Here is a 23,966-nt window from a genome sequence, read left to right on the forward strand (position 1 = left end):
CGAATCTGGCCGAATTGGCCATATCGTCAACGGTCCCGGCAGGTCGCCGTTCCGCTCCCGCGCGGCTCACGGAAGCGTCGAGGTCCAGGCGCGGCCCGATGCAGCCTTCTCATAGCCGTACTGATAGAGGGCGCGCATATAGGCGGTGTCGAATCCCTCCGAGGGCGCGGCGGGATAGTCGCGCTCAATATAGGACAAATGGAAGCCCCACCGATTGCGCTTGGCGAAATCGTAGGTCGAGAAGATGACCGAGCGCGTCTGGGACTGGGTGATCGACGACAGGCTGCGCGAGGCGACGTCGATCGTGCTGTTGGACACGAGCTCAAAAGTTCGTTCGAGCTTCTTGTTGACGAGGATGTAGATGTTCATCCGGCTGTTTCCGGGCAGACGTCCCTGGAAGAGCAGGGCATCCGGCAGCGTCAGGACAGGAGCGGTCACGCCGCCGTCGACATGCATCTCCTCAAAGCGCCGGCCCTGGCCCTCGGCTTCGATCAGGATCGGCGGGAAGACCAGGGGAATGCTGGCGGAGGCCGCCATCACGTCGCGAAACAGGCGCAGCGCCTCGGGCGAACCGACGGCTGCGATTTTCCCCATGTCCCAAACGACCGTACGTTGGGTGTCGAGATCGGTCGTCACCACCAGGAGTTTTCGGCCCTTGGCATTTTCGCGCGCAACGGCGGCCAGGATCTCCGGCCCGACATAGCGGGCCACCAGCTCGCGCAGTCGCTTATTGCCGAACAGGCCGGAGCCGAAGAGCACGCGAATGATGCTAGGATCAGCGAGCAAGCTCTCTGCTATGCCGCTGGTGTAGACCTCCCACAGCGTGTCGTCGTATTGGGATCCGAGAAACGCAAAAGGCGCAATCAGGCCGCCGGTGCTTACGCCTGAGACGACCGAGAAGGTCGGGCGGGTTCCGGCTGCGGCCCAGCCGTTCAACACGCCCACGCCGTAGGCGCCATCGGCGCCGCCGCCGGAGAGCGCGAGATAGGTCTTGGTTGAGGAGAACTGGTCTTTCTCGAAGCGGAATTTTGTAACGGGTTCGTCGGTGTAGCGCCGCAGGCCGTCGATATCGAGCACGCGGGCGCTAGAGGCATCGGCAGCGCTGTAGGGCGTCCGCGGCACCGACGTGCAGGCGGCAGCCGCGAGGCTGCACAGCAAGACGGCTGACCTGAGCAGGCGTGAGGCGGGCCACCGGGGCCGACTGTTGAAGAGGATTGATCCAGTCAGGAAAGAGGGGGAGGGCATTCGCCGTCAGTCACTGTACACACGCACTTGCCGCCGCCGGCCTCATCGCTAGCGGCGTTTCGTGCCTCGCTCATAAAACTATACGGTATCGTTTTGTTTAACAAGAGAGGCTGAGGGCGCTCACGTCGATGTAGACTTCTTGCACGAACTGCCTGGCCTTCTTCAGCGCGGCCGCCGCCGTGATGCGGCCGAGATTTTCGCGGGCCCCTTCATGGTTGCCACTGACCCGGTATTTCAGTTTAGGCATGGAGGACGGCCACCGCGATCACCACGATCGCAAGCAGCAGCGGGATGATGACGGGCGGTACGATCCACTCGGCCAGGCGAAGCTGCCGCAAGGGGATGCTCCTCCGCTTTGTGGCGGGAGCGCGCGCGGCCCTCAGTCACCGGTGGATGCCGTGGGAAATGCGGTGATGGCTGACCCTACGCTGATGTTCCAGCCATAGCGAACGCCAAAACGCTTCGCGTCGGCCGCGGCAAGAGCGCGCAGGAAGCGACAAGGAACTGCCTCCATTCGCCGCGCGGCAAGAAAGCGATGGCTATTGCGGCGGAGGGGGCGCATGCTGCTCTGCGGGCAGCGCCGGCGCCGGCACTTTTGCGAAAGGCAGGCGCGCATGACCATCCGTTCCCGACGTGAAGTCGTCACCTTCAAACATCCGTTCCGGATCAAGGGCATCGATCGCCTGTTGTCCGCGGGCGCCTACGAGGTCGTCACCGATGAGGAGACGATCGACGGCCTTTCGTTCGCGGCGTTCCGCCGCGTCGCCACCATGATCAAGGTGCCGGCGGAAGGCTCGCGCGGGTTGGCGATGGAGGTGGTCTCGATCGGCCCGGTCGATTTGTCGGACGCCCAGCGCATCGACGCGAGCACATCCGATGACTGACGAACCACTTGACCTCGACAGCCACCGCGGCATGGCGGCGCAGAAAGCGACCGACATCCGCCGCGCGCTGGCGGAAGTCGAGACCCATGCGCGGGAGCTGCGCGAACGGCGGGCCGAGATCGAAGATCACCTCCTGGCGTTTCCCGCCGCGTCGTGGCCGGAGGCGGCCGCCAAGGCGCGCTACATCCTGAAGCTGTATGCTGCAGGACTGGCGCCGGAAGACACAAGGCATCGCGACCTCGTCGCGGCCATCCTCGAGGACTTTGCCCGGCTCACTGAGCAGGGCTGAGGTAAACGACGGTTGGGATCACGGCGCCGCGTCTAAGGAGTAGGTCACATGACGCTCACGCACGGACGCTTCATCAGTTACGAGTACGACAGGATGGTGGTGCTGTTCTCAATGCTCGACGGCAACAGGGAGATCCCTTGCGCGGTCTCGACCTCCGCCATGGATGAGCTGGATGGTGTGGTGCGCGCGAGAGCGGGCCAGCGTGAGGGGCAATTCATGCGGTTGCGCGAGCGCATCGAGGCGTGCGCCGCCAGCAAATATCGGGCGACCGAGTTCGAGGGAACGCCGCCCGGAATTGTCCTGCGCAGCATCGATTTCCGAAAGCTGCGATAAGACCGCGCGGCTCGCCGCGGCACATGGGGACGTGCTGCTGTCGGGGTTAGCGACCGCTCTATGCGCTCGGCAGCACGCAAACGAACGCCCGCTGGCAGATCCGCTGGAGGCGGTTCATCGTTTCCCGCAGCCGACGCGAAGGTTTCCAAGAGCTTCGGACTAGCCATAGGGTGGCTCAAGCCCCATATAGCTAGTATCACTGATCGTAAAAAGGCTTCAGTGACTGAGAGACCTTACCGTGCTCCCGCCGCCCAACAGGAGGGAGCCCATGAATTCGATCATCTATCCATTGCATTTTCAGCGAAGGTTCGAGCGCCGCTGGGCTTCTAGAATGGTCAGCGAGCCGCGCCGCTCTCCATCACGAGGGACCAACACCTGCAGCTGCGGACAACTTGTCACTGCCCCGGTCAGTTCAACCTATCTGCCAACGGGCGTTGTCAACGAATGGCGGTGTTCCGCTTGCGGCAACAACTGGGAGACGATTGCTGATCCCGGCGTGGGTTCAACGAAGCCAGCTCAATGAGCCATTGGCCTGCCTTGTGCTCGGCAGAGACAGCGCGGCGGTGACCGAAGCCGCCCCATAAAGGCGCAGGTGCGGACTGTGGATGCACGAGACCACCACGCCGAATGTCCGATAGGGGTCAATCGCTACTGAAATGGGGTGTCCGCGCGACGTCCGCTTTCCTCCCAATAGCTACCGTAATATCGCGCCGCAATAACTGAGGCAAAGTGCCGAGTTTTATCCAGCAGCAAGGGAGCCCGAGTGCTTCCGTGTTGGGCACCAAGTGTCAGATTTCATCCACTGGGCGGTTGATTGGCCGTTCTCGGCACGCAATAAGCAGCGCCATGAGTCTTCCCAATCATTTCGAATTGCTCGCCACCAACGGCCAGGCCCGCACCGGCCGCCTGACCACGCCGCATGGCGTGGTGCAGACGCCGGCCTTCATGCCGGTCGGCACGGCGGGCGCGATGAAGGGCATGCACTGGCGCGACGTGCGCGATGCCGGCGCCGATATCGTGCTCGGCAATACTTATCATCTGATGCTACGGCCGGGCGCCGAGCGGATCGCTGATCTCGGGGGCCTGCAGGTCTTCACCGGCTGGAACGGCCCGATGCTGACCGACTCCGGCGGCTTCCAGGTGATGTCGCTGTCGGACCTGCGCAAGGTGAGCGAAAAGGCCGTGACGTTTCGCTCGCATATCGACGGCGCCAAGGTCGAGCTGTCGCCGGAGCGTTCGATCGAGGTGCAGCGGCTGCTCGGCGCCGACATCGCCATGCAGATGGACGAGTGCGTGCGGCTGCCGGCGTCGCGCGACGACATCGAACGCGCGATGCAGCTGTCGCTGCGCTGGGCGGAGCGCAGCAAGCGCGCCTTCGAGAGCGCGCCTGATGGTTACATGTTGTTCGGGATCGTGCAGGGCGGCGACATTCCCGAGATGCGCCACATCAACGCGCGTGAATTGGTGGATATCGGTTTTCACGGCTACGCGATCGGCGGGCTTGCCGTGGGTGAGCCACAGGCGGTGATGCTTGCGATGATCGAGGAAACGGCGCCGGCGCTGCCCGCGGATCGTCCGCGCTATCTGATGGGCGTCGGCACGCCCGAGGATTTGCTGGAGGCGGTGGCGCGCGGCATCGACATGTTCGATTGCGTGCTGCCGACGCGGAACGGGCGTCACGGCATGGCATTCACCCGCTTCGGCCAGATCAATCTGCGCAACGCCCGTCATGCCGACGATCCGCGGCCGCTCGACGAGGAGAGTGAGTGGCCCTCGGCGCGCAACATCTCACGCGCCTATTTGCATCATCTGGTGAGGTCAGGAGAGACGCTCGGCGCGATGCTGTTGTCGGAAATCAACGTGGCCTATTACCAGCATCTGATGCGGGGCATGCGCGACGCGATCACCGCCGGCACGTTCGAGACTTTCCAAAAACAAACGCGCGCGCGATGGGCGAAGGGTGATATACCGCCGCGCTAGGGAGCGGATTGGCCAGGGCGCAACTCGACCTTCAAGTTGAAGTCGCTGGAGCGGGTGCGGACCTTCGGCCAAGCAGAATGATCGCCAGGGCCAGAAACTGAACCACTGCAATGAGCGCGAACGGCAATTGATAATTGGCCGTCGTGTCACGCATGGCGCCAATGATTGCAGGTGCGAATGCAAATACCCCTTGGTTGATCGCGATAATGAGCGCCACTGCGGTGCCGACATCCTCGCGTTCGAACTCCTTCTGCACGATCAACGGCGGGAGTGACGTCAGATTGCCGATGCCGAGACCGAAGAGAACGCATCCGAGCGTAAGACCCACCCATCCAGTACTGAAAATCAGCCATAGGACGCCGCCAATCTGCACGGCAAAGTTGATCGCAGCCGCGAAACGGCGATCATGCTCACCGATCCATTTCCCAGCCAGCGTTCGGCCTATGATGGCACATATCGTAGCCAGGCTGACAAGAAACCCAGCGTAGCCAATCCCAAGATCCGGCGTCAGACGAGCTACCAGGTGAGCGAGCAGGCCGATCTGTGCGAACAGGCCAAGCGAGAAGGCGGCCGAAATCGTGATGAAGCGTGAGGTTCGAATGATCTCGGTGCGTGTCCGTCGTGGCCTTTGGCTCGGTGCTGCCCTATGCGATGCATCGCCGTCTGGAGCCAGGCCCATTTGGCCGGGCGATTTAGCCAGGAACCTGACGCAGAGATATGCAACCGTAGCCACCATGCAGCCTCCGACGAGGAGCGCCGCTGATGGGAATCCGATCGATCGTATCAGGTGGACCCATATCGGCACGAACAGCACGCCGCCGACGCTGGCGCCGTTGAATGCCAGGGCGATCGCCATCGGCCGGTCGCGATCGAACCATTTTGCCACGATAGCGTTCAGCGCTGCTCCGCTCGTCATGGCCCAACCAGCCCCGCTCGGGATGGTCGCGACGAACAACTGCCATGGCTCGCGTGCGCCGGACCATGAAATCAGGCCCGTCGCCGTCGCGACCGCCCCAATGAACGTCGTTATGGCGATCCCCAGTCGGCGATGAATCTCCGGCAGATAGGCTATGATGATTGCGCTGACCAAGAAGTGAGCCGTGATGGCCATTGAAATCTTCGAGATCGGCCAACCTCGCGATTCGTGCAGCGATTGGAGAAATACCGAAGGGCCGTAGAACCCGATGCCCCAGGCGAACACGGCGATCGCAAACGCCGACCAGGCAACCGACCATCCAAAGAAGCGGGCTCGCCGCGACCATTGTCTCCGTTCTCCCGAAACATAAGATGAGACGACGTAGCATCAGGAGCGCGCAATGGCTCGCCGCAAACGGACTCCGTCGTCGGCAAGGACGGAGCTTGGCAATCTGGACGTCGCAGCCTGCGAGCGGGCTCGCGTCAGCCGTGATCGAAGGTTCGATGGTCGGTTCTTCTCAGGTGTCAGGACAACGCGCATTTACTGCCGGCCGGTCTGTCCGGTTCGCCCCGCGAAGGCGGAGAACGTGTCCTTTTATCCATCTGCAGCGGCGGCGGAGCGTGCCGGATTTCGGCCGTGCCTGCGGTGCCGGCCGGAGACGGCGCCATTCTCTCCGGCATGGAAGGGCTCATTGGCGACGGTCGAACGCGCGATGCGACTGATCGCCAGGGGCGCACTCGATCGGGCGACTGTTGAAGCGCTCGCGGCCCGCGTTGGCGTAGGGGCGCGGCATCTATCTCGATTGTTCGACAAGCATCTCGGCGCGAGCCCCGGTCAGGTTGCCAAGACGGCACGGGTACAGCGGGCGAAGCGACTTTTAGATGATACCAAACTGCCGATGACCGAGATTGCGTCGCTGGCTGGCTTTCGCAGCCTGCGCCGCTTCAATGCGGTCTTTGCGGAGGTCTACAAGCGTCCTCCGAGTGAAATTCGGCGGAGGCCGCGGAACGTCTAGAAGCTTCGGGGCCGATGCGGCATGGTCGCACTTCGCACAGAACCGATCGCCGCCGCCGGCACGTTCGAGACTTTCCAAAAACAAGCGCGCGCCGGATGGGCGCGCGCTGACATAGCTCCGAGATAGCTTGAATCAATTACAGGCGAACCTCTTGACCGAATGCTTGGTCACGAAGCCGTAACCGCAGGTGTCACAGGTCCAGAGATAGCTGATCACGTTGTCCTGCAGGTAGGCGGAGGCTTCCGCGGCCACCATCGTGTCGGCACACACGGGGCAGGTCGGCAAATCACAGCCACGCGGATCGGGCCTGGACGCTAGGGTCGACAGGATTTCAGCAATAGCTGGCATCGTGACCTCCGTGCGATCTGAACCTCAGGCCCAGCTCCCAACCAAAGTATAAGCAGAAATCTTTGACGATGTCGCAACACAAATGCGTTGATTTCACGATATTTAGCGAAGTTCTTGTTTTGCAATGCAGCGAATTGTTCGTTCCGGCAATTCCGGCTTGCGCATCGACGTGGCCGCCTCCTAAGTAGGAGAGCGCTTTTTCCCGCACATGATCGCTTTGGGAGTGTCGAGATGGATGCGTCGTCAGCCGCGAGTGCAGTGCAACGTCCGGGGCGGGGACGGGTCTTCGACTCCATCGTCGATGCGATCGGTGACACGCCAATCGTTCGTCTGCGCAAATTGCCGGAGGCGCATGGCGTTAGCGCAACCATCCTGGCCAAGCTGGAATATTTCAATCCCGCCGCGAGCGTCAAAGACCGCATTGGCGCGGCGATGGTGATCGCGATGGAAAAGGCGGGCGTGATCAACGCCGACACCGTGCTGATCGAGCCGACCTCGGGCAATACCGGCATTGCGCTGGCGTTCGTCGCGGCTTCACGCGGCTACCGGCTGAAGCTTGTGATGCCGGAATCGATGTCGATCGAGCGGCGCAAGATGCTGGCGTTCCTCGGCGCCGAGATCATCCTCACGCCCGCCGCGCAGGGCATGAAGGGCTCGATCGCAACCGCCGAGGAACTGGTGCGGAGTACGCCCAACGCCGTGATGCCGCAACAGTTCAAGAACCTCGCCAACCCCGAAATTCATCGCCGCACCACGGCGGAAGAGATCTGGAACGACACCGGCGGCAACATCGATTTCTTCGTTGCCGGCGTCGGCACCGGCGGCACCATCACCGGCGTCGGACAGGTGCTTAAACCCCGCAAGCCGAGCTTGCGGATCGTTGCCGTCGAGCCAGAGGAGAGTCCGGTACTGGGCGGCGGGCAACATACGCCGCACAAGATCCAGGGCATCGGCGCCGGCTTCATTCCGGACATTCTGGATCGTTCCGTGATCGACGAGATCGTCAGGGTCAACGGCCCGGCGGCGATCGAGATGTCGCGCGCGCTGGCGCGCATGGAGGGCATTCCAGGCGGCATCTCCTCGGGCGCTGCGATCGCGGCGGCGCTTGCGATCGGCAAGCGTCCCGAGAGCGACGGCAAGACCATTCTGGCTGTCGTGCCGTCATTCTCCGAACGATATTTGTCGACGGCCTTGTTTGAAGGAATTTAGCGATGGCGGACCAGCCGCGGCGGCCGAGAACCCTGAACGATGCGCGCACCGAAGCCGAGGCCGCGTTCAAGCGCGCGACCGCGAAGGTGGCGCAGGCACCCGCCAAACAAGCCACCGTTCCCGGCGTGCGCGAGCAGATCACGCTGCGGATCGATCAGGACGTGCTGGAATGGTTTCAGGAGGGTGGTCCGGGTTGGCAGGATCGCATCAACGAGGCGCTGCGAAAGGCTGCGGGCAAGTAGGAACGCCACTGTCTGCACTGATTTTGGGGCGTGTACGTAAGCTCGGATGTCGGATCTTGCGGGCTAGGCGGAAATATTTTGCTCGATGCGAGCCTTTTCGGTCTTGACCCTGGGCGGACGATGCCAGCCCGTCCGCCAGGACTGTTTGCGGGACTAAACGGAAGGAACCAGAGCACGATTGGCGTTGTCCCAGCGCCAAAGTCGATCGTTGGTCAATCTCGTGCCTCCCCACCACCGATCGATTGTGCAGTGCTGGGCAAAATCCGCCTGTCGCTTCAACAGTGTTCGTCCGAGTTCCGACAACGATAGCCTGCTCCCTTTGTAGCGCTCGAAGCGCTCGCAATCGTCGTGCAGGGCCAGGTTGAAAGGACCATCCTCGTCGAGGCCCACAATTGCGGGTGTTTCGCAATGGGCGAGCCCGTGGAGCCTCGTCCCGACTTCCCAGTAATCGAGAACGCTTACGGGATTATCGCGGCAATACTCAGCGATGGCGCGCATCGGCGCGATGGGACCGGTTGAGATGATTTCGAGCAGTCTCGTTTCTGCAGCCGTGAGCGCCGTGTCGGTAGCTGGCAATTCCTCCAACAACTGGTCGACCGTGGGCCGCAGATGAGGCAGGGCCTGGAGATCTTCGCGCAGCAGGGCGAACCACGCCTCGGGGCTAGGATGTTGAAAAGCCTGCAATGCGACCCTCGCGGTCTGCAACTGGATATCGGAGATATTCTCGGCCCGCAGTCGAAGTGCCGAGACGCTTTCCGGTATTTGGCTGCGGATCAAAAAATCAGGACTTCTTAGCGACAACTTCGGAATGAGGCTCGGATAGGCCCTGAGCCAATCAAGCAGTTGGACAAGCTGAAGTTGAGAATTGGGATCATGGTCAGCCCAAATCTCGACGCGGTCGAAGTCGCTCATGACGCGGATCATGTCGCGCCATTCATCGCAGAGCCGGTCTGGGCCGTCTGTGTCCCAGCGCTGGATCGCGGCGCCACCAAGCCTCGCCCGCTCGGCAAAGAAAGCCTCGGGTTCCGAAACGGCCGGGACCGGCCCAGTGACGAGCCTGTACGAAAATCCGATCACACGGTCGGCAATTCCAGACGCAGCGAGGCATCCCGCACCCGAGTCGTCCGGCGTCAGGATCAGGGTGCTCATAGTTGCCATTCGACTCTTACCGATGTGATTGCAGGCATAGCGAAGCGCAAAATAAAAGGCCCGGGATCATCCCCGGGCCTTTTGTGGATCTGTTTGCCGTTAGCGCAGCATGCCGCCGACGACGCCGCCGATGAAGCGGCCGGCACCGGCCGGATCGGGGCCGGGAGCAGGAGCGCTGTACTGACGCTGCGGAGGGGGCTGGTGCGGTTGAGGCTGCGCCTGAACGGTGCTGGGGGCGCGGCGCTTGGGGGCGGGACGCTCCTCATCGGAACTCGCGGTCGGTGCGGCCGCCACGATCTCCGTCAGCAGCGCCTTGTGCTGCAGCTTGTTGAGGTAGCCGCTCTTCGGATAGCCGCGCGCCGCTTGCCAGCGCGTGATCACGGCGCGGGTCGGGGCGTCGAACTGGCCGGTGACCTTGGTATCGAAACCGAGCCCGTTGAGGCGGCGCTGCACGTCGCGGCGCTGGCCTTTATCGAGGCCGATCTGGTCCTCGGTGGTCTGGCTTGCTTCTTCCTTGAAGGTCGCGGGATCGATGCCGGTGCTCAAGTTGCGGGTTGCATCCTTTGCACCGCTCTCCAGCGACGCAATCCGCGACAGCGCCAGTGACCGGAACTGACCGTTAGGATAGTTGGTCAGATACGCGTTGAACTCTTCCGGCTTGTTGGAATCCTTGATCGAGCGCCAGAACTCCAGTTCGACGTCAGAGCCCGGCTTTGGACCCGACGCCGGCGCTGCAGCCGCCACGGCGCCGGGCGCGGGCGCGCCGTTCAGGTAGACCGCGCCGATCAGGTTGGTGTGACCCCAAGGGAGCTGACCCTTGTTGGTCTCTTCGTTGACCTGGGCGCGGACCTTGGTCATCGCTTGCTGGATCTCGACGCCGGGCTGGGTGAGGTTGGCGAGCAGGGCGCGCGTGAACGGGCTGTTGCCGCCTTCCTGGCCATCGAGCGCAGTCTGGCCCGGGCCGGTCGCAAACGCGATCAGCGTGCCTTCGCCGGACTTCATTTCGGCGAGACCGGTCTGCACGTTGACGCTGCGGGTGGCGGAGTTCGACTTGATCTTGGCTGCGAACGGGTTGTCGCGGCAAGCGTCGAGGAACACCAGCTTGACCTTGGCATCGCCCATGGTCTGCTCGAGGGTGAGGTCGATATTGATCGCGGCGCCAAGCTTGACGTCCATTTCGGATTTGATGTCGGCGTCGATCGGCAACAGATAGTTGGTGCCGGAGATGGCAATGCCATGGCCGGCATAGAAGAACAGCGCGACGTCGGCGCCTTGCGCCTTCTTCCCGAAGTCGAGCAGACGTTCGGTCATCTTGTCGCGCGTGAGGTTGGACCCTTCGACCACCTCGAATCCGACATTGCGCAGCGCGGCGGCCATCGCCTTTGCGTCAACGGAAGGATTCGGAAGCGGAGCAACGTTCTTGTAGGTGCCGTTGCCGACGACGAAAGCGACGCGCTTTTCGGCTTGAGCGGTTCCGGCCGCAAAGACCATGCATATGACGGACAAAATGAGCGTTGGGTAACGCATATGAAATCCCCCTGCAGAATCAACAAAGGCTTTGGCTGTAACGCTGGCTGGACATTACAAATATCGCCCGCTTCGCACCACAAAAAAGCAGCCGAACGGCCAAATCCGGAGCCATCCGTTACCGTCGCGACACGCGCCGTAGCGTGATCTAGATCACAGCCCGGGAAATAAACTTCAGCCTTGCACGCGCGCAGGCGAAGGATTCGGTCTCAGGTTCAACAGATTGCCGGTGAGGATCAGCGCCGCGCCGAGCACGGTGAATGCATCCAGCCGTTCCGAATAGATCAGCCAGCCCGCGGCGGCGCTCAACGGAACCCGCAGAAAATCCATCGGGATCACCACGGTGGCATCCGCGTGCAGCATCGCACGCGCCATGCAGTAGTGGGAAAACGTGCCGCAAAACGCGATCACCACCACCCAGCCCCAGAGATGGGCTGGCGGCCACGTCCAGACGTAGAGTGCGGGTAGAAGACCAGCCGCGGACTGTATCACCAGCATCCAGAACATGATCGAGAGCGTCTGCTCGGTCCGGGTAAGCGACTTCACCATCGCTACCGAAACGCCGAATCCGACCGCGGCCGCCAGGGCGATTAACTGCCCCGGATTGATCTCGCTGGCAGCGGGGCGAACGATGACCACGACGCCGATGAGGCCGAGCACGATCGCCGTAATCTTCCAGGGTGTCATGCGCTCGCCCAGAAACGTAGCGGCCAGGATCGCGGTCCAGATCGGCATGGTGAATTCGATCGCCACCACCTGACCGATCGGGATCAGCGTGAGCGCAAAGAACCAGCCGAGCTGCGCGCCGTAGTGAATGAGGTTGCGCGCAACGTGCTGCGGCAACCGCGCCGTCTTCATCATGGCAAATCCGCCACTGGCGCGGATCAGAGGGTACAGCATCAGAAAGCCGAGGATCGAACGCATCTCCATGAGCTGGAACACGTTGATCTCGCGCGCCGCCTCGCGTCCGGCGATCGCGATGATCAGCATCAGGGTCAGCCAGCCGGCCATCCACAGCGCGGCCAGGGTTTTGGATTGTGTGCGGTCCATTCGCGGGGAGATTGTTGAGGGCAGGCCGGTATCGGCGAGCGGGCCACAATTTGCAACGCGCAAATGCGTGGGGGCAGCGATGCACGCCTTCGCAATTTCACTGTGGGAGCGGCTGCCGGTTCAGTGCTAAGAGCGGCGGCCTCAGGGAGGACTTACGCATGCGCATCTTGCAACCGGCCGAATGGTCGAAACCCCGCGGCTTCTCGCATGGTGTCGAGGTCGACGCTTCAGGCAAATGGATCGTGTTGGCCGGCCAGACCGGCGGCGACGAGAAGGGCGATTATGCCCCCGACATGGCCGCGCAGGTAGGCACGGCACTCAAGCGCATCGTCAAGCTGCTTGGCGAAGCAGGCGCCGGCCCCGAGCACATCGTTCGCTTGACCTGGTACCTGACCAGCCGCAGCGAATACGAGGCCGCAGGTCCCGGCATCGGTGCGGCCTGGAAGGAAACACTCGGGCGCAATTTCCCGCCGTCGACGCTGCTCTACATCGACGGGTTGGTCGATGTCAGGGCCAAGGTCGAAATCGAAGTCACCGCCTTCGTGCCCAAGGCGTAACCGGACATCACAACCACCGGACGGGCGCTGTCCGTTTCATCAGGCGCGCCGGCAAAGACAAAAGGATACCGTGAGCCAATGACCACTACTCGATCGACCTCTGCAGATTTCGTGACCGCCTTCGCAACCGGCTGGCCCGAGCACCAGCCCGACATCATGGTGCTGTCGTTGACCACGCACCGCGGCGTGCAGGATTTTGCGTTCAACAAGCAGCAGGCCTTGCTGATCGCCAAGACGATCAAGGAGACCGCGGCGAAACTCGAGAAGCCGAAGACGAGCTAAGGGTTGAACGAGATCCACACTTGTCGTCGCCCGCGAAGGCGCGAAGGCGGGCGATCCAGTACGCCGCGGCCCATCCCTTCAAGCCGTGACGTCTCTGGAATACTGGATCGCCCGCGAAGGCTTTTCGCGGGCGATGACGGTTTAGGGCGGGATTGGTCTACTTCGACAGCGAGATATTGGCAGCGCGGAACACGCTGTCGGCCCTCAGGGCGATCTGCTGCTTGTTGCCGGAGGTCTTCAGCGAGATGTTGGCGGCGAATCCGGCCGCCTGGGCGATCACCTGGAAACTGCCGCCAGCCCCGCGGCCCTGGATGGTGCCGCCGATGTTCCGGCTGGTTTCGCTCCAGGTGCCACTGACTTCGCCTCCGGCTGAGACCACCGCCGCTTGCAGGTTGAACCTGTAGGCGTCGCTGGCGCAGGTGAGGGCCATTTCCATGCTGGCCCCGATCACCTTGTAGGTGGACCGGCAGCGGATCCGCTCACTTGAACCGTCATCCAGCGTCACTGTGCCGGGACCGGACCATGTGCCGGCCATGCCGGCGAACGTGCTGGACTGGGCGTGGCTCGTAGTGGTGGTGGCAAAGGCCGTCATAAAAAAAGCGACGGCTGCGAATGTCAGCCGCCGCGCTTTGGCAGAAGATTCAAAGGTCTGGCTTGCCTTACTGACGGGACGCTTCCCATCGACCGCTACATGCGACACCCGCTGAAGCCCCATTCCATTTCCCCGATCCGGAGTTGCCACTGAGTTGACCGTTCGCATATGCACCATTGATCGAGACTCGTACAAGTCCCCCGCTGCCGACGCTGCCGGAAACCGGACCGCCCGAAATCTTGCCGCCGGTGACATTCACGGTCGACGTAGTCTGCGCATCGCAATTGCCCGTTTTTGTGACAACGGTGACCTGCCAAAGACCGTCGTAGGGGTTCTGGGCGGAGGCGGGAGCGCTGGCAAAGGTGGCGGCGGAAGCAAGCAACGAAACAAACAACAGGTTGTGAATGCGGTTGGAGCGCATGGGTCAAGTCCCCGAAATGTGTGTGATGGCACACCTTATCTGGTCACAATGTGTTCAAACTTGGGTGCGCCGCAGCACTGTGGAAAGTTCCCGCGATCTCAAACACATCAAGGTGAATCTGGTTCCGGCGGAGGAACGGAAAAATTCGCAGTTTCGTCGTGATTGCGGCAAATTGCGGGGATTTGCGGTATGATGGTAGAGGTTACTGCTTGGCGTCGGTCAGGCTCGGTGCCTTGGTGGCAAATTCCTCATCCTGGGGCGTGGCCGGCAGGCTGCCGTGGGCTTTGGCGTGGTAAATGACATCGGCCAACAGTTTCTGGCCGAGCGGCGCCAGCGCGCGCTCCCAGAGCTCTCGGGCGGTTTCCCCTTTTTTGACGAACACCCATTCCTGCGCGGCGATCGCACCGGCATCCATCCGATCAGCGAGATGGTAGATGGTACCGCCAGTGATCGGATCGCCTTCCTTGATGGTCCATTCGACTGCGGCGATGCCGCGATGCCGGGGCAGCAGCGAGGGGTGATAGCCAATGCCGCCGAGTTTGGCTGTGGCCAGTGCCTCCCTGGTGACGCGGGCATGGCTGTGTGCAGTGACGATCAGGTCGGTTGCTGGTGCGATTTCCGAAGCGATCACGCGCTTCGGATCGGCCTGCACCACGACGTCAACCCTGGCGGCCCGCGCCGCGGCGGCAAGCCGGTCCTCGCCGTCGTGAACGACGACGCGAACGATATCGACCCCATGTTGGCGTAGGGTATTGAATGTTGTCACGCCAAAATGGCGGGAACCGACCAGGGTAATCCGCATATGTTCTGTCCGTCGTTAATCAGGCCGGTATGCCGATAGCACACGATGCCGGCCTGTTTCGATGCTCGCCAACAGGGGCGCGGGTTATCAACAGGCGGGCCGGAACAGCAGAGGCGGACCGGCGGGGCCTAATCCTGTTCCGTCACCATGACAGGATTCGCAGGTCTGGCCTGGAATAGGGCGAGGCCGGTGATCGGACCGGCTCGGGCTGTTGTTCATCAGCCACCCTTTGCAGGCACGCCCGCAAGTCGGCGCTGCACTGCTTCATCTGGTTGCGAAGCTCGCGCCGGGCGAAGGTGGTGAGGGTGGGATCGCCAAGCTGCTGCCAGGCAGCGCGCAGCCATTGCTGCAGGGCGCGGATATCGGAATCGAGCACTTCGGGCTGGTTCATGCCGCCGGAATCTCAAAACGTGATCGCGCCTTGATTAGGACTGATTCTCCCGCCGACGCCTACTCCGTAACAGGACGGGCGGCACGAAAATGGGCTCGCCTGGAAGCTGAGGAACGCGCGCCCTATATGTTCGTTGAGTGGGAGCCTCCTGGAGAGACCTAGATGTCCCGCAATCCGGCGCTTGTTCTCTTCGTGGCGCTCAGCCTGACCGTTCCCGTAAAGGCATTCGCACAACTGACGCCGCCCGCCGGCTCGGCTGGCGCCGGCAATTCGCCGATATCGGGCGTGCCGTTCGGACCGGCCAACCCCAGGGCGCTCTCCGATCCCAGCGGCATCGGCAATGCCGCGAACGTGCCACCGCTCCGCCCCAACCCCCCGCCGCCGGCCGTCTCCTACGGCTCAGTCGAAGCGCCGCGCGCACGTGTCGTAACGCCGCCATATCCAAGCGCCTCGCAGCGGATCATCAGTGCGCGCAAGGCCCCGCGTAAGGCGCCGGTTCGGCCACGGGGGCGGCCGGAGGTGAGTAGGTTCACCGGGATCTGCCGCGGGTGCTAGCAATCAAATTGCGATCCATCCTGCGGGAAGCGAAGCGCGCCGGAAGACTGACATTTCCGTGCCCGGCCACAGCTAGGAACAAATTTTCTCTTGCCGGATTTGTCCAACGTCAAGCGCTCAGTGGTCGTGCGTGCTGGTCCCTCCATGTGCCGACTCCGAGTATCGTGCAACGCAATATTGCCCTTCGGCAGGGATGGCGGGAATGAACATCCAGCGACGGACGGCCAAGACTTTCTCCCAGCCAGGCCGGTCCGCCTTCCTGGACGTGCCTCATCTGCCTCGCGATGAATGGCGGCCGGCGCACGAAGACCGGCTGGCTGTCGCCTACGAATATGTCGGCTTCGGCATCGTCGAGATCGATGAGGCTGGACGGATGCTGCGCGTCAACCAGAAGGCCTGCGATCTGGTGGGACGAGAAGCGGCCGACTTGCTCGGCCGTTCCATCTTTGACGAGACCTCGCCACAGGACGTCGCGCAGGATCTCGCGCAGTTCAGACGACAGATCGCGGGCGAAATCGATCGCTACACCGTCGAAACGCGTCTCGCGCGCAAGGACGGGTCATACGTCTGGGCGGAGGTCACATCCTCAAGCGTTTGCGATGCGTCGGGAAATTTCCTCTACGCGGTGCGCGCTCAGCATGACATCAGCGCCCGCAAGCAAGCCGAACAGGCGCGGTGCGCCGCCGAAGACCGTGCGCAGCAACTCGCGTCGATCGTGGAATCCTCCGACGACGCGATCATCAGCAAGGATCTCGACGGGATCATCAGGACTTGGAATTCGGGCGCCGAGCGGCTGTTCGGCTATACCGCCGGCGAGGTCCTCGGCGAGCCCGTGACGATTCTTTTTCCGCCAGGACGCGAAAACGAGGAGCCCGGGATCCTCGCGCGCATACGGCGAGGCGAGCGCATCCACCATTACGAAACGGTTCGCCGGCGGAAGGACGGGAGCCTTGTGGACATCTCGCTGACCGTCTCGCCCGTGCGCGACCGCGCCGGAACTATCGTCGGCGCGTCGAAGATCGCCCGCGACATCACCGATCGCAAGCAAGCCGAACGCAAGCTGCGGGAGAGCGAGCAGCGTCTTTCGGAATTGCTCGGGGCGATTCCCGCTGCGGTCTACACGACCGACGCGCAAGGGAAAATTACCTATTTCAATCCGGCCGCAGTCGAGTTCTCGGGGCGGACGCCGGCGCTCGGCAGCGACGAATGGTGTGTCACATGGAAGCTGTTCAACCCCGACGGCACGCCGCTTCCGCACGACGAGTGCCCGATGGCGGTTGCGCTGAAGGAAGGACGCGCCGTGCGCGGCGCCGAAGCAGTTGCAGAACGGCCGGACGGGACGCGGGTGCCGTTCATTCCGTTCCCGACGCCGCTGCGGGACACTTCCGGCCAGATCACCGGCGCCATCAACATGCTGGTTGATATCAGCGAGCGACGGCAAGCGGAAACCCAGCAACGGCTTTTGCTCGATGAACTCAATCATCGCACCAAGAACAACATGCAGATGCTGCAGTCGCTGCTTTTCTCCGCGGCGAGGACCGCACCCAGCGAGGAGGCACGCAAAGTCCTGAAAGAAGCTAGCGCACGGATCGCGGCCATGGCTGCGGCGCAGCGTGTGCTGTACGGCCGAAGCGATGCCACCTGCTTCGCTGCGGAGGAATTTCTGCCGGCGGTTTGTCAAACCATTCGGCAGTTGCTGCCGCTGGATGCACGAATTGAGTGTGGCGCGGCGCGCGGCGCGCTTTCCAACGACATAGCGATGCCGCTGGCATTGATATTGAACGAACTGCTGACAAACGCCGTGAAGCACGGCATCAGGGACTATGCGAGGCAGGCCGTTCGCGTCAGCCTGACCAGACAGGACGAACGGCTGGCGCTCTGTGTCGAGGACGACGGCGAGGGGTTCGACCTGGAGGCAGTGCGCAAGACCTCGTCCGGGCTCCGGCTCGTACTCGGCCTCGCACGCCAGCTCCATGGAACGCTTCACATCACGAAAAATCCATCGCGGGCGTGCCTGGATTTCCCCGCCGCTAAAATCTAAAGCGGTGACCGATGAGGCATCCGCAAAGCGCGGGTCATTTTGCGTTGCCATCCGAACCGGATCGGAACTTGTTACCACCTGCCGAACAGACCCAGCGCTTAGAAGACACGCAGGGCCCGCCCAGGGTTCTTGTCGTCGAGGATGATTTCCTGATCGCCTTGCAGACCGAAGTTGCGCTGACGGCTGCCGGCTTTGAAGTTGTCGGTCCGGCCACGACCGCCGAGGAAGCCGTCGCGCTCGCCAGCGAGGCCCAACCGACGCTTGCCGTGATGGATATTCGCCTGGCCAGCACCCGCGACGGTATCGACGCCGCACGACAACTCTATCAGGACTTCGCCATTCGGTGCATCTTTGCGACCGCTCACGACGATGTGTACACGCGCGGGCGCGCCGAGCCCTACGCCCCGCTCGGATGGCTGCCGAAGCCGTACACCATGGCGTCGCTGGTATCGGTGGTCGTCGAGGCTCTCGCGCAGTTGCGCCGGCCGTAGCGGAGGCGTCGCGCCCGACTGGTTTGGCTAAAGCCGCGCTCGGAACTCACCGGTCCGGCGGCCGCGGACCTCCATCGGACAGGACATCGATAAGGGCAGCAGACGTTCAACAAACGTTGCCGCGGCGCCTGACGACGTCTTGTTTCTCCGCTCGCGCGCTAGTCGGTGCGGTAGGCATCCAGCGCGTGGGCGGCGAAGATCCCGATGCTAATCAGGGCGAGGATCGCTGAGAGCTCGATCATTGTTCGGCCTCCCGCCTATCCATTGCAGCGAGGAGCCTGTCGCGTGACCGGTTCCAGATGAGGTTGAAAAAGAATTGCACGGTGGCGTTCCCTGTTTTCGTTAATAACAAGGTATGCAGCCGTTTGTTTCAGGCAGCGGTCGAGCAATCTTCGAATTTGACGTTTGGCGAGGAACAGCGGGGCTAAATGGCAAAGGGGAGGGCGGCGGCCCCCCCGCGGTGTGCTGTTTGGTCATACTATTGCGCGTCCGCGGTCGCTCTAGGTGAGCTCAAGCAAAAGCAGCGCAATAGTCGATTTAAGATTTTCACGGCGCGTGGTCAAAGCTCTCACCGTCATCGGAAATGCAAAGTGATGAGGATCTCTCGTCGGACTTTTCTGTAGTTCAGCCTCAATGCTTTGATCAAGCAAGCGGAGGGCGTTCTTGATATCGATTAGCATTGCTTCGGTCTGTTGACGCCTCCGCCTCCGCGCGTCGTCCGTTGCGAGCCGCTTGCGCTCTGCCATGGCCTGTCCCTTGGCCTGAGCGCGAACAAGATGTCGTAGATCCGCTGTCTCGAATTGGGGCTGGTTCATTTGTTTGCTCCGCAATGGCACATCGCTGGCAGCGACACTTGGTAATGCTGTGCAGAGAGCAAGGAGCTTGCCAGAAACAAGACGACCGCCGGGAGGGTGTCCGCATTAGAGGTGCTCCCGGGCAGGCTCAGTCCGGATGCCCGAGCTGAGCAACGGCCCCATAGAATCCGGGGCGTTAACTTTTTCTTAAGGATTCGGTTGAGATAGTTCAGAGTTTAAGAAATTGCGAATCATCGGGCTGGAGATTTGCCATGCTCACGACGGTTCTCTTGATGGCTTTGACCGCGCTGGCCGCTTGCACGGCTATTCTTGTCCGCTTCGAATTGCTAGCCCGAAAGCGAAGAGCGTCATAACTATTTCGGGCGGCAAGCCAACGCCGGCGAGGGTAGCGCAGCCGGACATCGGGCGCCAAACGGCTGCATAGAGCTACAGGTCGAAGACCACGCCAAGTCTGTACTCCTTGCGCCACACAACGCGACAAGGCAGCTTTAGCTTGTCATCCGGCAAGATCAATGTGAACTCATTGGGAATGCGGATCAGCTCGGAAAAGTCTAGCGCCGCGCCCGTGCTGGATATGTCACGAACGATGCAAGGATACTTGTCGCCGCCGTAATCGATCTTGGCAGGCTTCATCACGCGAACACGTGGAGCAATCCGAGTTTCCACCATCGCAATAACCCACTTTGAAATACAGCCTTTGTAGCACTGAATTCTTAAAGCGGTCCAAAGAAGGAACCCGGTTTCAGGCACATCGTGCTTTCTCAAATAGCGGCGCCCATCCGAGCTCCGCTTGCCGCACGACCTGACAGCCGCACTTGATTCCGCTGGCGATCGGCGTCGAGGACAGTCGAATGGCTACCGTGATAACCGCCGCAGAACACGACGGCACCGAAGACGCCGGATTCGCGCATCTCTCCAAAGGTAATTTTCTGCGGGCGCTGCATCGCGCCCAATTCTGCCAAGAATCGAAATCAGCCTGAATAAGCCATTTTGGGGAGTGCCCTTTTGGGGAGTGCCCTGGCGTGGCATGGCTCTGCGCATGTCGTCCGGCAACGTCGTGCGCAGAGCCTTCCGGTTCAGGCTGGCGGGCGTGTTCTTTGTCGGCGGCCGTACAGACGACGGTCCGATGGCGGACTATTTTGAACGTTCCCCCCGGCAATGCTCCCAAAGCCCCCGCCGGGGGGCCTCTGTGCGGCGGCCCCGGTGCGTTGCGTATTGCCGGGGCCGCTAACCGGTCGATTCAACGCGGTATGCACATCATGGATTGCCGACTCCATCGGTAATATGGGCCGCAAGGCGGAGATGGCTGGGATGTGGCCGGGCACACGTTCCGGACCGGCAAACCTTGCTGCCATCCATCGCGGACACCGGCCCCTTCAGACGTGCTGCTGCACCCGACTCCACATCTGCCCGCGGCCAAAGCTGGTTCGGCAAGAGCAAAAGCTGCAAAGAAGGCCCCTAAGCAAGCAAAGCGGATCATCATGGCGGCTCCTCGCTGTCTTGATTGCATGGGTTAAATTGGCGCCGTGAATACCGTTCCTTTGCCCATGCTCGGATCCAAGCTGCCGCCGGTCACGCTGGCGGGCCATTTTCGTTCAGTGTAGGGACAGAAGCATGAAAGCAATTGCACTGGCGGCCATCCTGCTCACCGCTTCACTTGCGCCGGAAATCATACGCAGTACGGCTCAGCAAGTCGCGAGCTGGCAGATGTCGCACTTCCATGAAGTACCCCAGGCGCCTGAAACTGATTGGACGCGTGCCGCCTTCTATATCGGTCTCGCAAGATGGGCCGCCACACCAGGTCAGATGAAACACTTCGACGCGATCCGAGAGCTTGGAGAACGCACCGGTTGGCAGATCGGCAACAGCGACTGGGCGCCCCCGATCTACTTTGCCGACGATCACGCCATCGGGCAGGTCTACATAGCCGCCTACGATCATTTCGGCGATGAACGCATGATCGAGCCGACAGTGCAGCGGCTAGAGTATATCTTGCAGCACCCACCGCTGGTTCCGCTCGAATTCGACAATGCGAAGTGCCTACAGCGATGGTGTTGGTCCGACGCCATCTTCATGGGGCCGGCGACATGGTTCGGCATTGCACGCATCAAAAAGGACCAGCGCTTCCGAGACTATGCCGACAAGGAATTCTGGGCCACGAAAGACTTCCTGTTTGATAGCGAAGAGCACCTGTTCTACCGCGATAGCCGCTTCATCGGGAAAACTGGTGCGCATGGCGAAAAGATATTGTGGGGCCGTGGTAACGGCTGGGTGCTCGCTGGGCTTGTCAATATCCTACGCGAGCTGCGCTCCGGCGACCCGCTGCACGAGAAATACGTCAACCTGTTCGTCGAGATCGCCGATCGGGTAGCGAGCCTCCAGCGCCCGGATGGCTTCTGGTCCACGTCGCTGCTCGCTCCGCCCGATGTAGGCACCCCAGAATCCAGTTGCACTGGTCTCCTGACCTACGGCCTGGCCGCCGGGGTGCGGATGGGACTTCTCGACGCAAAGCGGTTTAGTCCTGTGATTGAACGAGGTTGGCGGGCTCTGGCATCGGCGACGGTTAACGGCCGGCTCGGCCGCGTGCAGCAGATCGGCGACAAGCCGGACGCCGTTCAGATCACAGACACCCAGCTCTACGGGTCTGGCGCTCTCTTGTTGGCTGCATCTGAACTCGTCCATTAACACAACAGTTCGCGCGGACTAGTTGCGGTCGCGGCATTGCCGCATCTACGGTGCGAAGGACTGCATTCGCCATGTGGCTTTCAATGTATCCGGGCACCTCCGGTGACAAGGATCGCCATTACTATCGCCTTAGGAGACCTGATTTGAACTTCGGAACAAAGTTCCCTTCAGGAGTGTTATCCCGATGCCAAGGACAACACTCGAGGTGCGCTGGGGGTTCGTTCCCGATCAAGCGATTTAGCTGGGTGTCGCCTGATGTGATGCAGGCGGCGGTGTCGGCCGATGGCAGAACCGTCTGCGCCTCGATCCGCCGCGTGAAACTCCTCGTGCAGTCGCTCGATCGGATTGGTGGTAGTGGCGATGTGGCGACTCCGCCGCGCGAATTCCCACCACATTTCCAGGCGGCACCAGTGCCGTTGTCATGCAACCGGTTAAGGACAATGCATGGCGCTTGAACAGGTGGATGGCGACGGCTCTGGGTTTGCGAGGCCGAAACTCGGCCTCGCATTTGCTGCTCGCCATGCCGAGACGTTTCTCGTGCTCCTTGTGCTGAGCGTGGCCTTGGTCATCGGGCTTGCGACCGCCGCGGATTACGGGCTGTCGACCGACGAATTCAACACCGACGATTACGGCCCCAAGGCGCTTGCCTGGTACACGAGCGGCTTTGCGGACCGGTCTCAGTTCGAGACGGTCGAAGAGTATCTGTGGATGTATGGACCGTGGTTTCAGATGCTCGTCGCGGCCGTGCAGTCGCTTGACCTCGCGAGCCCGATCACGGTCCGGCACGCCATGACCTTCCTGTTTGGCCTCGCTGGGCTCGCCGCCGTCGTGCCGATGGCACGGCTCACGGTCGGGCATTGGGCTGGGTTGACGGCGCTAACCCTGTGCTTGCTGACCGGCTACCTGTACGGCAACCTGTTCTTTGCCCCCATCGACGTGCCGTTCCTGTTCGCCATGAGCTGGTCGACGCTCGCGATCGTCCTGATGGTGCGGCAGGAGGTGCCGAGCTGGCGTCTGACCCTTGCGACCGGCCTTGCCACTGGCCTTGCCATCGCGACGCGCACCGGCGGGGTGATCACGCACGCCTACCTCGTCGGCGGCATGAGCCTGTGCGCGCTCGAGGCGCTGCTGCGCCATGGCCGCGCGGGCTATGGCCAATTGCGCCAGATCGCCTTGCATACGCTGCTCGCCATCCTCGTCGCCTGGCTGACGGCGATCGCGCTCTGGCCGTGGTTGCAGATTGGACATCCGCTCACACAATTCCTCGAGGCCTATCGGCACTTTGCTCCGCTCGACACCTCGTTCGAATTCCAGAACTGGGGCCAGCGCACGTTCACCGATAAGCTGCCCGCCTGGTACATCCCCGGACAGCTTCTGGCGCGTTTGCCCGAGGGTTTTTTGGCGCTGCTGTTGCTCGGCATGGCGGTCTGGATCAGTGCTGCAGGGTCGTGGACGGGCGCCGCCCTCGGCGCCCTGCGTCGGTCCGGCGTCGTGGGATTGCGACCGGTCGCGGCCGAGCTCGCAGGATCGCGCGCGGTGCTGGTCGTCAGCGTGGCGGCGTTCGGGCCCATCGGGGTGCTCATCCTGCAGGGCTCGACGCTCTATGACGGTGTCCGCCACATATTGTTCGTGATCCCAATGCTCGCCATCGTGGCCGCGCGCGGGCTGACGAGCCTTTTGCCCTTCTTGCGACGCCGCCCGATTGTGCCCGCGGCCCTCGGGGTCGCGCACACGGCCGTCATCGTGGTGACGCTCGTCATCCTGCATCCGCTCGAATATATCGCGATGAACAGTGTGGCAGGCGGCGTCGCCGGCGCTTACGGCCGATTCGACCTCGACTATTGGGGCATGGCGGCTCCCGAGGCGCTGCGCCGCCTCGAGGGTCGAATTGACGCCGAAGGCCGGTTCGCGGGCGATCCACCGCGCGTGCTGGTCTGCCTGGGCTGGCGCGAGCAACTGGCCGGCGTGATGTTCCGTCGCAACTGGATTGCCGAAACCGATCTGCACAAGGCGGACTACCTGATCGCCACCGAGCGCTGGCCTTGTGCCGACGGCACGTCGGCCGTACTGGTTGATGAGGTCACACGATTTGGCCGCCCGTTCGCCCGGATCTACGCCAATCGCGGGCTCGGCGAGTGACGCCAACT

General features: G+C 62.2%; 28 protein-coding genes and 1 pseudogene. 16 read left to right on the forward strand and 13 right to left on the reverse strand.

Annotated elements, in window-relative coordinates; genetic code table 11:
- Positions 1-66: 66 nt before the first annotated feature.
- Both V1278_RS21700 and V1278_RS21705 read right to left on the reverse strand, forming a co-directional pair.
- Positions 67-1,158 (reverse strand): patatin-like phospholipase family protein, encoded by a 1,092-nt coding sequence (locus tag V1278_RS21700; RefSeq protein WP_334362801.1) that lies wholly within the window; start codon positions 1,156-1,158, stop codon positions 67-69.
- A 184-nt stretch (positions 1,159-1,342) separates the two neighbouring features.
- Positions 1,343-1,492: a hypothetical protein gene (locus V1278_RS21705; protein ID WP_334362800.1), complete on the reverse strand. Its 150-nt coding sequence runs from the start codon at positions 1,490-1,492 to the stop codon at positions 1,343-1,345.
- Between the two features lie 367 nt (positions 1,493-1,859).
- Between V1278_RS21705 and V1278_RS21710 the strand changes: the two genes are divergently transcribed.
- The 5 genes from V1278_RS21710 to tgt all read left to right on the forward strand — a co-directional run bounded on the left by V1278_RS21710 (position 1,860) and on the right by tgt (position 4,731).
- A complete protein-coding gene (locus V1278_RS21710; protein ID WP_334362798.1) occupies positions 1,860-2,129 on the forward strand; it encodes a hypothetical protein in 270 nt (89 codons plus the stop codon).
- Positions 2,122-2,418 carry a hypothetical protein gene (locus V1278_RS21715; RefSeq protein WP_213288844.1) on the forward strand — a complete coding sequence of 99 codons (297 nt, stop codon included), beginning with the start codon at positions 2,122-2,124 and terminating at the stop codon, positions 2,416-2,418. The genes V1278_RS21710 and V1278_RS21715 overlap by 8 nt, the downstream gene beginning before the upstream one ends.
- Before the next feature lie 48 nt (positions 2,419-2,466).
- The gene (locus tag V1278_RS21720; RefSeq protein ID WP_334362797.1) at positions 2,467-2,751 is read left to right on the forward strand and encodes a DUF1488 domain-containing protein; all 285 of its coding nucleotides are present in this window, start codon (positions 2,467-2,469) and stop codon (positions 2,749-2,751) included.
- Positions 2,752-3,019: 268 nt separating this feature from the next.
- Complete coding sequence (locus V1278_RS21725) at positions 3,020-3,274, forward strand: hypothetical protein (protein WP_334362796.1); 255 nt, start codon at positions 3,020-3,022, stop codon at positions 3,272-3,274.
- 323 nt (positions 3,275-3,597) lie between these two features.
- Positions 3,598-4,731 carry a tRNA guanosine(34) transglycosylase Tgt gene (gene tgt, locus V1278_RS21730; RefSeq protein WP_334382144.1) on the forward strand — a complete coding sequence of 378 codons (1,134 nt, stop codon included), beginning with the start codon at positions 3,598-3,600 and terminating at the stop codon, positions 4,729-4,731.
- Positions 4,732-4,762: 31 nt separating this feature from the next.
- Here tgt and V1278_RS21735 read toward each other — a convergent pair whose 3' ends face one another.
- A complete protein-coding gene (locus tag V1278_RS21735; RefSeq protein WP_334382145.1) occupies positions 4,763-5,932 on the reverse strand; it encodes an MFS transporter in 1,170 nt (389 codons plus the stop codon).
- A gap of 115 nt (positions 5,933-6,047) precedes the next feature.
- Between V1278_RS21735 and V1278_RS21740 the strand changes: the two genes are divergently transcribed.
- A complete protein-coding gene (locus tag V1278_RS21740; protein ID WP_334382146.1) occupies positions 6,048-6,662 on the forward strand; it encodes a bifunctional transcriptional activator/DNA repair enzyme AdaA in 615 nt (204 codons plus the stop codon).
- Between the two features lie 132 nt (positions 6,663-6,794).
- On the opposite strand, the gene V1278_RS21745 is transcribed toward V1278_RS21740, so the two are convergent.
- Positions 6,795-7,010, reverse strand: a complete 216-nt coding sequence (locus V1278_RS21745; RefSeq protein ID WP_057845369.1) for a hypothetical protein — start codon at positions 7,008-7,010, stop codon at positions 6,795-6,797.
- 231 nt (positions 7,011-7,241) lie between these two features.
- On the opposite strand from V1278_RS21745, the gene cysK reads away from it, so the two are divergent.
- Both cysK and V1278_RS21755 read left to right on the forward strand, forming a co-directional pair.
- Positions 7,242-8,219, forward strand: a complete 978-nt coding sequence (gene cysK, locus V1278_RS21750) for a cysteine synthase A (RefSeq protein ID WP_334382147.1) — start codon at positions 7,242-7,244, stop codon at positions 8,217-8,219.
- A 2-nt stretch (positions 8,220-8,221) separates the two neighbouring features.
- Positions 8,222-8,461: a BrnA antitoxin family protein gene (locus V1278_RS21755; RefSeq protein WP_334382148.1), complete on the forward strand. Its 240-nt coding sequence runs from the start codon at positions 8,222-8,224 to the stop codon at positions 8,459-8,461.
- Positions 8,462-8,614: 153 nt separating this feature from the next.
- Here the strand turns inward: V1278_RS21755 and V1278_RS21760 are convergent, their stop codons facing one another.
- From V1278_RS21760 to V1278_RS21770, 3 genes are all read right to left on the reverse strand, one after another.
- Positions 8,615-9,610 carry a hypothetical protein gene (locus V1278_RS21760; RefSeq protein WP_334382149.1) on the reverse strand — a complete coding sequence of 332 codons (996 nt, stop codon included), beginning with the start codon at positions 9,608-9,610 and terminating at the stop codon, positions 8,615-8,617.
- 99 nt (positions 9,611-9,709) lie between these two features.
- Positions 9,710-11,137, reverse strand: a complete 1,428-nt coding sequence (locus V1278_RS21765; protein ID WP_334362790.1) for a caspase family protein — start codon at positions 11,135-11,137, stop codon at positions 9,710-9,712.
- Between the two features lie 174 nt (positions 11,138-11,311).
- The gene (locus V1278_RS21770; protein ID WP_334362789.1) at positions 11,312-12,187 is read right to left on the reverse strand and encodes a DMT family transporter; all 876 of its coding nucleotides are present in this window, start codon (positions 12,185-12,187) and stop codon (positions 11,312-11,314) included.
- Between the two features lie 158 nt (positions 12,188-12,345).
- On the opposite strand from V1278_RS21770, the gene V1278_RS21775 reads away from it, so the two are divergent.
- Entirely contained in the window at positions 12,346-12,744 is a 399-nt protein-coding gene (locus tag V1278_RS21775) for a RidA family protein (protein WP_065729279.1), read from the forward strand.
- A gap of 78 nt (positions 12,745-12,822) precedes the next feature.
- The gene (locus V1278_RS21780) at positions 12,823-13,026 is read left to right on the forward strand and encodes a hypothetical protein (RefSeq protein ID WP_334382150.1); all 204 of its coding nucleotides are present in this window, start codon (positions 12,823-12,825) and stop codon (positions 13,024-13,026) included.
- Between the two features lie 157 nt (positions 13,027-13,183).
- Here the strand turns inward: V1278_RS21780 and V1278_RS21785 are convergent, their stop codons facing one another.
- From V1278_RS21785 to V1278_RS21800, 4 genes are all read right to left on the reverse strand, one after another.
- The gene (locus tag V1278_RS21785) at positions 13,184-13,618 is read right to left on the reverse strand and encodes a hypothetical protein (RefSeq protein WP_334382151.1); all 435 of its coding nucleotides are present in this window, start codon (positions 13,616-13,618) and stop codon (positions 13,184-13,186) included.
- Positions 13,619-13,685: 67 nt separating this feature from the next.
- Positions 13,686-14,039 carry a hypothetical protein gene (locus tag V1278_RS21790; RefSeq protein WP_083754438.1) on the reverse strand — a complete coding sequence of 118 codons (354 nt, stop codon included), beginning with the start codon at positions 14,037-14,039 and terminating at the stop codon, positions 13,686-13,688.
- A 202-nt stretch (positions 14,040-14,241) separates the two neighbouring features.
- The gene (locus tag V1278_RS21795; protein WP_334382152.1) at positions 14,242-14,841 is read right to left on the reverse strand and encodes a formyltransferase family protein; all 600 of its coding nucleotides are present in this window, start codon (positions 14,839-14,841) and stop codon (positions 14,242-14,244) included.
- A 142-nt stretch (positions 14,842-14,983) separates the two neighbouring features.
- Positions 14,984-15,232: a hypothetical protein gene (locus V1278_RS21800; RefSeq protein WP_334382153.1), complete on the reverse strand. Its 249-nt coding sequence runs from the start codon at positions 15,230-15,232 to the stop codon at positions 14,984-14,986.
- A 162-nt stretch (positions 15,233-15,394) separates the two neighbouring features.
- Here V1278_RS21800 and V1278_RS21805 point away from each other — a divergent pair, with 162 nt between their 5' ends.
- The 3 genes and pseudogenes from V1278_RS21805 to V1278_RS21815 all read left to right on the forward strand — a co-directional run bounded on the left by V1278_RS21805 (position 15,395) and on the right by V1278_RS21815 (position 18,319).
- The gene (locus tag V1278_RS21805; protein WP_334362784.1) at positions 15,395-15,787 is read left to right on the forward strand and encodes a hypothetical protein; all 393 of its coding nucleotides are present in this window, start codon (positions 15,395-15,397) and stop codon (positions 15,785-15,787) included.
- A gap of 283 nt (positions 15,788-16,070) precedes the next feature.
- Positions 16,071-17,828, forward strand: a pseudogene (locus V1278_RS21810) (PAS domain S-box protein); the annotation flags it as partial.
- A gap of 68 nt (positions 17,829-17,896) precedes the next feature.
- Positions 17,897-18,319 (forward strand): response regulator, encoded by a 423-nt coding sequence (locus V1278_RS21815; protein WP_334382155.1) that lies wholly within the window; start codon positions 17,897-17,899, stop codon positions 18,317-18,319.
- 500 nt (positions 18,320-18,819) lie between these two features.
- Here V1278_RS21815 and V1278_RS21820 read toward each other — a convergent pair whose 3' ends face one another.
- Together V1278_RS21820 and V1278_RS21825 are read right to left on the reverse strand one after the other, a co-directional pair.
- On the reverse strand, positions 18,820-19,134 hold the full coding sequence (locus V1278_RS21820; protein WP_334362781.1) for a hypothetical protein: 315 nt from the start codon (positions 19,132-19,134) through the stop codon (positions 18,820-18,822).
- Between the two features lie 426 nt (positions 19,135-19,560).
- Positions 19,561-19,899, reverse strand: coding sequence for a PilZ domain-containing protein (locus tag V1278_RS21825; protein WP_334362780.1), 339 nt, complete (start codon positions 19,897-19,899; stop codon positions 19,561-19,563).
- Positions 19,900-19,949: 50 nt separating this feature from the next.
- Between V1278_RS21825 and V1278_RS21830 the strand changes: the two genes are divergently transcribed.
- From V1278_RS21830 to V1278_RS21840, 3 genes are all read left to right on the forward strand, one after another.
- Positions 19,950-20,114, forward strand: a complete 165-nt coding sequence (locus V1278_RS21830) for a hypothetical protein (RefSeq protein WP_334362779.1) — start codon at positions 19,950-19,952, stop codon at positions 20,112-20,114.
- Between the two features lie 634 nt (positions 20,115-20,748).
- Positions 20,749-21,819, forward strand: coding sequence for a glycoside hydrolase family 88/105 protein (locus V1278_RS21835; RefSeq protein WP_334382156.1), 1,071 nt, complete (start codon positions 20,749-20,751; stop codon positions 21,817-21,819).
- A 537-nt stretch (positions 21,820-22,356) separates the two neighbouring features.
- The gene (locus V1278_RS21840; protein ID WP_334382157.1) at positions 22,357-23,958 is read left to right on the forward strand and encodes a hypothetical protein; all 1,602 of its coding nucleotides are present in this window, start codon (positions 22,357-22,359) and stop codon (positions 23,956-23,958) included.
- The last annotated feature ends 8 nt before the right edge of the window (positions 23,959-23,966 follow it).

Origin of the sequence: Bradyrhizobium sp. AZCC 1577, assembly GCF_036924575.1 — a bacterium.
GTDB lineage: Bacteria > Pseudomonadota > Alphaproteobacteria > Rhizobiales > Xanthobacteraceae > Bradyrhizobium.